This is a genomic window from Nonomuraea diastatica (assembly GCF_004349015.1).
GTDB classification, from domain to species: domain Bacteria; phylum Actinomycetota; class Actinomycetes; order Streptosporangiales; family Streptosporangiaceae; genus Nonomuraea; species Nonomuraea diastatica.
This window is the reverse complement of the sequence record NZ_SMKP01000308.1, coordinates 1-7522: the sequence shown is the minus strand read 5'-3', so window position 1 is coordinate 7522 and position 7522 is coordinate 1. Positions and strand designations below refer to the sequence as shown.

The window sequence follows — 7522 nt, the reverse complement described above, 5'->3', positions numbered from 1 at the left end:
GGCGGGCGGTGCAGGAGCTGGCCCTCGGCGCTTCTCATGCGAGGATCAGCGCAGGAGGAGGCGGTTGCGCAGGCGGGTGGTGAGCGGGGTGCCGGCGCGGACGGCTCTGCGGATGGCGTCGCTGCGTTGCCAGGCCGCGGTGGCGGTGGCGTCGGTGATGCCGTCGGGAGCGTACCGGACGTAGTTCGACATCTCGGCGAGTGGGCGGAGATGCGTTGAAATTTCCGCTGAATGGCGGATGACGATGTCCTCGGCCGTCAGCGCACGCTCCCCCTTCAACCCCAGGTCGTCGCGCGTCTGCCGCCACGCGCCGAGCACCCGCGGGCCGGGCTCCTCGGCCCTGCGGCGGCCGCGCCTGCGCCACCACGGCAGGACGGCCGCCACGGCCGCGTACACGACCAACAGCCCCCCAGCGGCCGCCCCCGCGAGCAGCCACGGGTCCTGGCCGCTCGCGGGCCGCTCGCCGTCGCCCGTCGACTGCGGCCGGGACGTCCTCGGCCGGTCGCTCCCGCCCTGGGACAGCTCGCCCGCCAGCGCCTCGCTCTCCTCGATGGCCGAGGAAACGACGTCATGGTCGTCCTTGGCCCCGCTGCGTCCCGGCGTGGGGTAGAACGGCCGCCAGCCGAGCCGGTCGAACTTGATCTCCGCCCACGCCACCACGTGTCCGGATTTAACGTGATAAACCCCGCCGGACTTCTCCCCCGGCCGGAACCCCACGACCACCCGCGACGGCAGGCCGAGCGTCCTGGCCATGAGCGCGAACGTGGCCGCGAACTGCTCCGAGGTCCCCCTGTGCGTGGTCCGCAGGAAGAACTCGAGCCCCTTGAGCGAGTGCCCTGGAGGAGCGGTGACATCGTGGGAGGCGTTGGTCCGCAAGTAGGTCTGGAGCCGGTACGCCTGCCTGATCGGCGTGTCGACGCCCTCGGTCGCCTCCCGGGCGAGCCCGCGGAACAACTGCCGCTGCGGCCCCGCGGGGAACGCGGTCAGGTTCGCGTCGTCCGCCGGGGTGGCGTCCAGCAGGTCCTGCTTGGCGGGCCTGGCCACCCGCGAGGTCACCTCGTAGCTGAACCCCTTGCCGGGTGCGGCGGCGGCCAGCAGCGTTCCGCTGTCCGGGTCGGCCGCCAGCCCGCGCACCCCGCCGACCTCCACGGGCCGCTCGGCGGCCGGCAGCCAGCTGCCCGGCAACCCGCCGAAGGTCACGGTCTGGCGCACGACGTCCGCCCTGCCCGTCCACTCCCCCTCCGGCACCCGGCCGCCCGTCGGCTGGAAGCGCGCGCCGGACGTCCACCGTACGCCGTCGTACCGGTCGAGCACGGCCAGCCGCCAGTTGAGCGGCTGGTCCGCCTTGACGGTGAACAGCTCCCTGTCGGGAATCTGCAGCCACGCCGAGACACGGTCGAGCGGGCTGACGCCGTCCACGCGTACGGGCGGCGGCAGGTCGGCGTCCTCTCGGGGGTTGTACGGGTGTGCGGCCACGGGCAGCAGCGGGCCCGCGACCAGCGCCAGGGCGGCCAGCGCCGCGGCCGCGGGGACGCCTCCCAGCAGCCAGGCCGCAGGGCGGTTCTCGCGGACGAGAGCCAGCGCCGCGATGAGCACGAGGAGTGCCGCCGCGACCGGCAGGTTCGATCCGGGGCCGTCGACGCCCAGGAGGAGCGCGACGCCGTACACGACGAGGGCGGGGACGGCGGCGGCGATCCTGGTCCTGGTGCGGGCCAGCGTCTCGGCGCCGACGGTGGCCGCCGCCCACACCAGCGTGTGGACCAGCACCAGCAGCCGGGGCTCCGGCTGGGCGGGCAGGAGGGTGGTGAGCAGGGCGTGCCACGCGTTCGCCACGTCGGCGAACAGGGCCGGTTGCGGGCCGCCGTACAGGAGGACGGCGCCGGCGAACCACAGGACCAGGTCGATCGCCAGGGCCAGCCACAGGGGGCGCCTGCCGGTGAGCACCGCCACGGCCGGGGGCGCGACCGCGGCGGGCACGACGGCCATGAGGAGCTCGGAGCCGGGGAAGACGCGGTGGAACCCCCACCCGGCGACGCCCGCGACGGCCGCCACCAGCGCCAGCCCGCACAGCCGGCGCCACGCCGCCACGCCGCCGGGCGGGCTGGTATCCCGAGGTGGCGGTGCCGGCGCTGCACGGCCGCGGGTCGCGGCGGCGGGTGCGGCGCCTCGGTGGCGGCTCATCGCGGCCCCCACACGTACGGGAGCGCGTCCAGCGACGGCATCGGCACGACCGTGACCCCCGGGACGCTCACCGGCGTCTGGCCCGTGTACACGCAGATGACGCGGTCGAAGCGGCGCCGCACCCCCGCCACGCGGGCCGCCTCCGACGGGTCCGCGGTGACGAGCACGAGGGAGCCTCCGCCGCGCGCCACGCGGATCGCCTCCGTGACCCCCGCCGTGCCCGCCTGGACGAGGGCGAGCCGGTCCAGGACCGTCTCCGGGCCGGCTTTGACGTCCAGGAGGGGGCCGTCGCCGGTGAGGACGCGTACGGGGAAGCCCGCCTGGGCGGCGGCCAGCGCGACGGACGCGGCCGCGTCGACGGCCGGCTCCGTGAGGTCGCGCGTGTCGAGCACCACCGTGGTGGTGGGCAGAGCGGCGTCGATGAGCCGGCGGACCATCAGGGTCCCGGTGCGGGCACTGGAGCGCCAGTGGATGTGGCGCAGGTCGTCGCCGACGACGTACTCGCGCAGGGTGTGGAAGGTGACGGTGCCGCTGGGCGCGTTGTCGCCCGCGGGGCCTTCCAGGTGGTGCGCCCTGCCGGACGGCGGGACGGGGAGCACGACGGTGCGCGGGCGGACGAGGAGGGTAGCGGGCCGGCCGTACTCCCTGACGCGGCGCGTGAGGCCGAACGGGTCGGCGCGCACGAGGCGCAGCGGGCCCACCGGGATCTCGCCGCGGACGTCCGTGGGCAGCGGATACGAGACCGTGCGCCCGGCGTTCCCGGGCAGCCTGGGCAGGTCGATGGTGTACTCCGACGCGCCGATGCGGTCCTGCGTTCGCAGCCCGGACAGGCCGCGGCGGCCGAGGTTGCGCACGTTCAGCACGGCCACGGCGGCGTCCCCGCGCGGCACCTTGAGCGGCGTGACCTCGCGGCCGACCGCCAGCCTGGGTTTCGAAGCGGTCCAGGCGAGCGCGGCGCCCAGCGCGAGCAGCCCTCCGGTGGCGAGCACCACGAGTTCCCGGTAGCCGAGCGCGAACCCCGCCACGTACAGCACGACGGCCCCGGCGAGCGTGCCCCAGCCCAGCGGGGTGAGCACGGCCGGGGCCCGCCTCCAGCGGCCCGGCGGCGGCACAGCGGGCACGTGCGGCACGGCCGGTGCCTACGCCGCCTGCGGCACCGGCATCCCGGCGAGGATCTCGCCGAGCGCCGCCGCGGTGGTGACCTCGCGCAGCTCCGCCTCGGGCGTGAGGATCAGTCGGTGCGCGAGCACCGGTCCGGCCAGCGCCTTGACGTCCTCGGGGACGACGTAGTGGCGTCCGGCGGCGGCGGCCTTGACCCTGGCGGCGCGCAACAGCGCGAGACTGCCACGAGGGCTGGCGCCGAGCCGCAGGTGCGGGCTGGTCCGGGTGGCGGCGCACACGGCCACGATGTAGTCGTAGACGGGGTCGGCCACGTGGATGCGCGAGGCGAAGTCGATCATCCCGGACACGTCCGACGCCCGCGCCACCACGGGCAGCCGCTCGACCTGCGGCCCGGTCGGCATGCCCTTGAGCACCTCGACCTCGGAGACGTGGTCGGGGTAGCCGACGGAGATCTTCATCAGGAACCGGTCGAGCTGGGCCTCGGGCAGCGGGTACGTGCCGTCCATGTCGACAGGGTTCTGCGTGGCCACCACCAGGAACGGCCTGGGCACCGGATGCGGCTCGGCGTCCACCGTGACCCTGCGCTCCTCCATGACCTCCAGCAGCGCGGCCTGGGTCTTCGGCGAGGCCCGGTTGATCTCGTCGGCGAGCACGATGTTCGCGAAGACGGGCCCGTGGTGGAACTCGAACTTCTGGTGTGCCTGGTTGAAGATCGACACGCCCGTGATGTCGCTCGGCAGCAGGTCGGGGGTGAACTGGATGCGCCGCCACTCGGCGTCCACGCTGGCGGCGACGGAGCGGGCGAGCGTCGTCTTTCCGGTGCCCGGCACGTCCTCGACGAGCAGGTGCCCCTCGGAGAACAGGCAGATCAGGGCCAGCTCGATCGCCTCGTGCTTGCCGCGGATGATGCGCTCGATGTTGGCGGCGAGCAGCTGGAAGCGCTGCGCGAACTGGCCGGCCAGCTGGGCCGGTTGCTGCGGCGGCTGCTGGTACGGCTGGACCGTCTGCTCGAAATGGTCCTGGTGGTTGTATTGGGTCAACTGAGTCCCCTTCTCAGTCGGTGCACTCGTAGAGCGGCGCGGCCGGGAACCCGCCGCGCGGCGTGGCCATCAGGGTGTCACTGATGTAGGCGGTGCCCCCGTTCCACTCGATCCTGTTCCAGATGTCACTGGTCTCCCCGGTCTGGTCCTCGCGCACCGATTTGCCCTTGACCTGGCAGATCACCGTCAGGTTCAGGTACTTGCCCTTCTCGATCTTCCCGATCTGGCAATCGCCTGTGGGACACGAATTGATCTTCGTATTGGTCTGGTCGTTGTTGGCGTTCTTGTAGGAGCGCTTCGGGTACGCCAGATCGACCTCGGTCGTGACCACGTCCGGGCTCTCCCCCGCCGCGTTCCTGGCCTTGAGCTTGAACGTGTGCTTCTGGTTGTTCTTCAGTCCGTCCGCGGTGTGCGACGTGCCGGTGACGCGGGCGGTCGCGGCGCCGGTCAGCTCGTAGGTGACGTCTTCGCCGGCGTTCGCGGGCGCGGTCCAGCTCAGCTGGGCACCCCGGTTGCCGGCCTTGGCGGTGAACCCGGACGGCGAGCCGGGCGCCACGCACGGTTTGATCCCCGCGCTCGGCTCGGACTCGACCTCGCCGCCCTCCCAGTGCGCAACCACCACGAACGTGTACTCGTCCGCGCAGTCGCCGCCGGTGAACTCGAACCGGTGGGGCCCACGGGCGCCCACGGATTCGGGGACGGAGCCGCCGCCGCCAGACGCCCTCAGCGTGTACCGCTCGACCTTGCCGCCGGTGGACGGGCTGAAGCTCACCGTCACCTTGCCGGGGCCCGACCTGGCGCTCACGGCCCCGGGCGCGGACGGCGCGCTGGGCGTGGGGCTCGGACTCCTGGTCGGGGTCGTGGGCCTTCTCGTGGGCTCCTCCCGCGTCCGCGTGGGGCGAGGGTCGGCGGCGGTCTCCTCGACCGGGTCGGGGCGCGTTTCACTGCGCGTCGGCTCGGGACGCGGCGTCTTCGGCTTGGGCGTGCTGGTCGGCCCGGGCACGTCGGAGTCGTCCTTGTCGATGTCGTGTTCACGGCCCTCGGGGTCGATGACGACGGCCTTGTCGCCGTTCTCGTCGTTCGCCCAGAGCAGGCCGTCCTTGACGAACACGTCCACCGGGCCAGGCTTCTCGGCCACCTGCAGCGCGGTGGGCTGTCCCCCGGCGGCGCTGTCCCAGACGATCAGCGCGCCGGTGCTCTCGTCGGGCACGTACACCTTGGAGCCGAGCATCTGCGGCACCCCGAGCTTGGCGGGGTCGTCGGTGGCGAGCTTGGTGCTGAGCACCGAGTTGGATGCGGTGTCGATCACCACGAGCAACCCGGAGTCCGCGGCAGAAAGCACCGGCAGCAGCGGGCCCTCGGTTCTGGCCGGGGTCAGGGCGCCTCCCTTGGCGGCCCTGGCCACCTCCTTGGGCAGGACGATCTCGCCCACGCCGCCGCCCGAGCCGATGATCGTGGCGGTGGCGGCCCGGGTGTTGACCACGACGGGCAGGCCGCCGGCGATCGTGACCGACAGTTCCTCACCCGGCTCGCCGACCTTGAGCGGGCTCGCCGCGACGCCCTGCGACACCGGCACCACCTCGCCCTTGGCGGTCACCGGCACCCACAGCCGGCCGCCGCCATCGATGCGGGCAGGCCCGAGCGGCCCCGGCAGGGTGATGGGGGCGCCGACGGAGTTGAGCGTGGCCGGGTCGATCTGCTGGATCCGGCCCGAAGCCGGGTCCACGGCGTATCCCGCCGTGCCGGACACGGCCAGTTGCAGCCCGGCCGCGCCGAAGTCGCGGGTCTGGGCGACGCTGAGCCGGCTGGGCTCGACCCGGCTGACGTGGCCGGTGCTGTCGTCGACGAGCAGCACGTTGCCGCCGTCCTGCACGACGCGCAGCTGACGGCCCGCCTTGTCGTCGAGATAGCCGTCGACCTCTCCGGACAGACCGTTGACGTGCACGATCCTGCCCTTGGCCTTGGTCCAGAGCCACGCGCCGACGTCGGCCAGCTTGGGGTTGGCGCTGGACACGCCCACGCCGAACCACGCCGCCGCCGCGACCAGGCACGTGGCCACCACGGAGGCAATCACCGCCGTGCCTCGATCACCCTGGAGCATGCGCGTCCGCACCGCTAACTCACCCCGTATGCACAGTTACAGAGCGTTTTGCCCCCGCCTTACCGGGCATCACCATAGCGCTCTGCCGTCGCTTGTGCGTATGTACTCGCTGGTACGGGCAGGGGTTCGCCAGGAGACGGCGGAGAGTGTCGGTGCGAAGCCGTACCTTAGTCCCCGTGCCCGAACAGCCTCTGACCCTCGACGCCGTCCTCACCGACGAGGCCGTCCTGTCGACCTACCGCCGCATGTTCGCGGCGCTGGCCCGCGACAGCGGGGCGGTGGTCGACGACCCGGCCCTGGTCGACATCGCCGAGACGTTGTTCGCCGCGTTCGCCGAGGCAGGCGAGGAGTGGCTGACGCACGAGCAGATGCGCTTCGCCTGCCGGGCCTATCCCACCGACCAGTTCGACAACCGGCTGCGGGTGCTCAAGGGGCTCGGGGCGATCCGCGAGGTGTTCCCCAAGCCCAACCAGCTGCGTTATCGGGCGTCGTTCACCAGCGTGGTCGGGCTGATGTTCATCCGGCGGATGATGGACGACGGCGGCCAGTCGGAGATGCACCGGCTGCTGGCGCTCGAAGACCTCAACGTCGCCGACCCGCGCACCACGATGGAGGAGGCCGGGCAGAGCGCGGTCAACCTGACGCGGGCGTTCCGGCTGTGGGCGCTGGAGCTGATCACGCTCACCATGGGCACCATCGAGGAGCTGCGCGAGCAGGCGCCCAAGCTGTGGGGCACCGAGGAGATCGCGCGGCGCGCGCAGGGGCTGCACGGCACGATCCTGACCCGCTGGCCGGAGCTCGACCGGGTCTGCACCGACCTGCGCGCGGCGATCTACGCCTACAGCGACGCCTCGCGCCGGGCCGCCGGGCGGCTGGCCGACTCCGCCGGCACCACGCGCAACCTGACGCTGCTGCCGACCGAGACGTGGCGCACGTTCGCGCAGACCGCCTCCAGGGAGCGGCTTGCGGCGGTGCTCGACGGGTTCGTCTTCGACGCGCCCGCGCCCTGGCACGATCCCGCCGCCATCGCCCGCGCCGTCGACGAGGCGCCGCGGCCCGCGCCCGCCCAGACCACTCC

5 protein-coding genes are annotated in these 7522 nt (G+C 73.2%); 1 reads left to right on the top strand and 4 read right to left on the bottom strand.

Annotated features, from left to right (window positions below):
• Positions 1–45 precede the first annotated feature (45 nt).
• The 4 genes from E1294_RS50105 to E1294_RS50090 form a co-directional block, all read right to left on the bottom strand.
• Positions 46–2088, bottom strand: a complete 2043-nt coding sequence (locus E1294_RS50105) for a transglutaminase TgpA family protein (RefSeq protein ID WP_132519824.1) — start codon at positions 2086–2088, stop codon at positions 46–48.
• Between the two features lie 89 nt (positions 2089–2177).
• Positions 2178–3311, bottom strand: a complete 1134-nt coding sequence (locus E1294_RS50100; RefSeq protein WP_132519821.1) for a DUF58 domain-containing protein — start codon at positions 3309–3311, stop codon at positions 2178–2180.
• 9 nt (positions 3312–3320) lie between these two features.
• Positions 3321–4343, bottom strand: a complete 1023-nt coding sequence (locus E1294_RS50095; RefSeq protein WP_220448411.1) for an AAA family ATPase — start codon at positions 4341–4343, stop codon at positions 3321–3323.
• A gap of 13 nt (positions 4344–4356) precedes the next feature.
• Entirely contained in the window at positions 4357–6417 is a 2061-nt protein-coding gene (locus E1294_RS50090) for a hypothetical protein (RefSeq protein ID WP_132519818.1), read from the bottom strand.
• A gap of 203 nt (positions 6418–6620) precedes the next feature.
• On the opposite strand from E1294_RS50090, the gene E1294_RS50085 reads away from it, so the two are divergent.
• Positions 6621–7522: hypothetical protein (locus E1294_RS50085; protein ID WP_132519815.1), on the top strand; the 902-nt coding region annotated here is incomplete at its 3' end.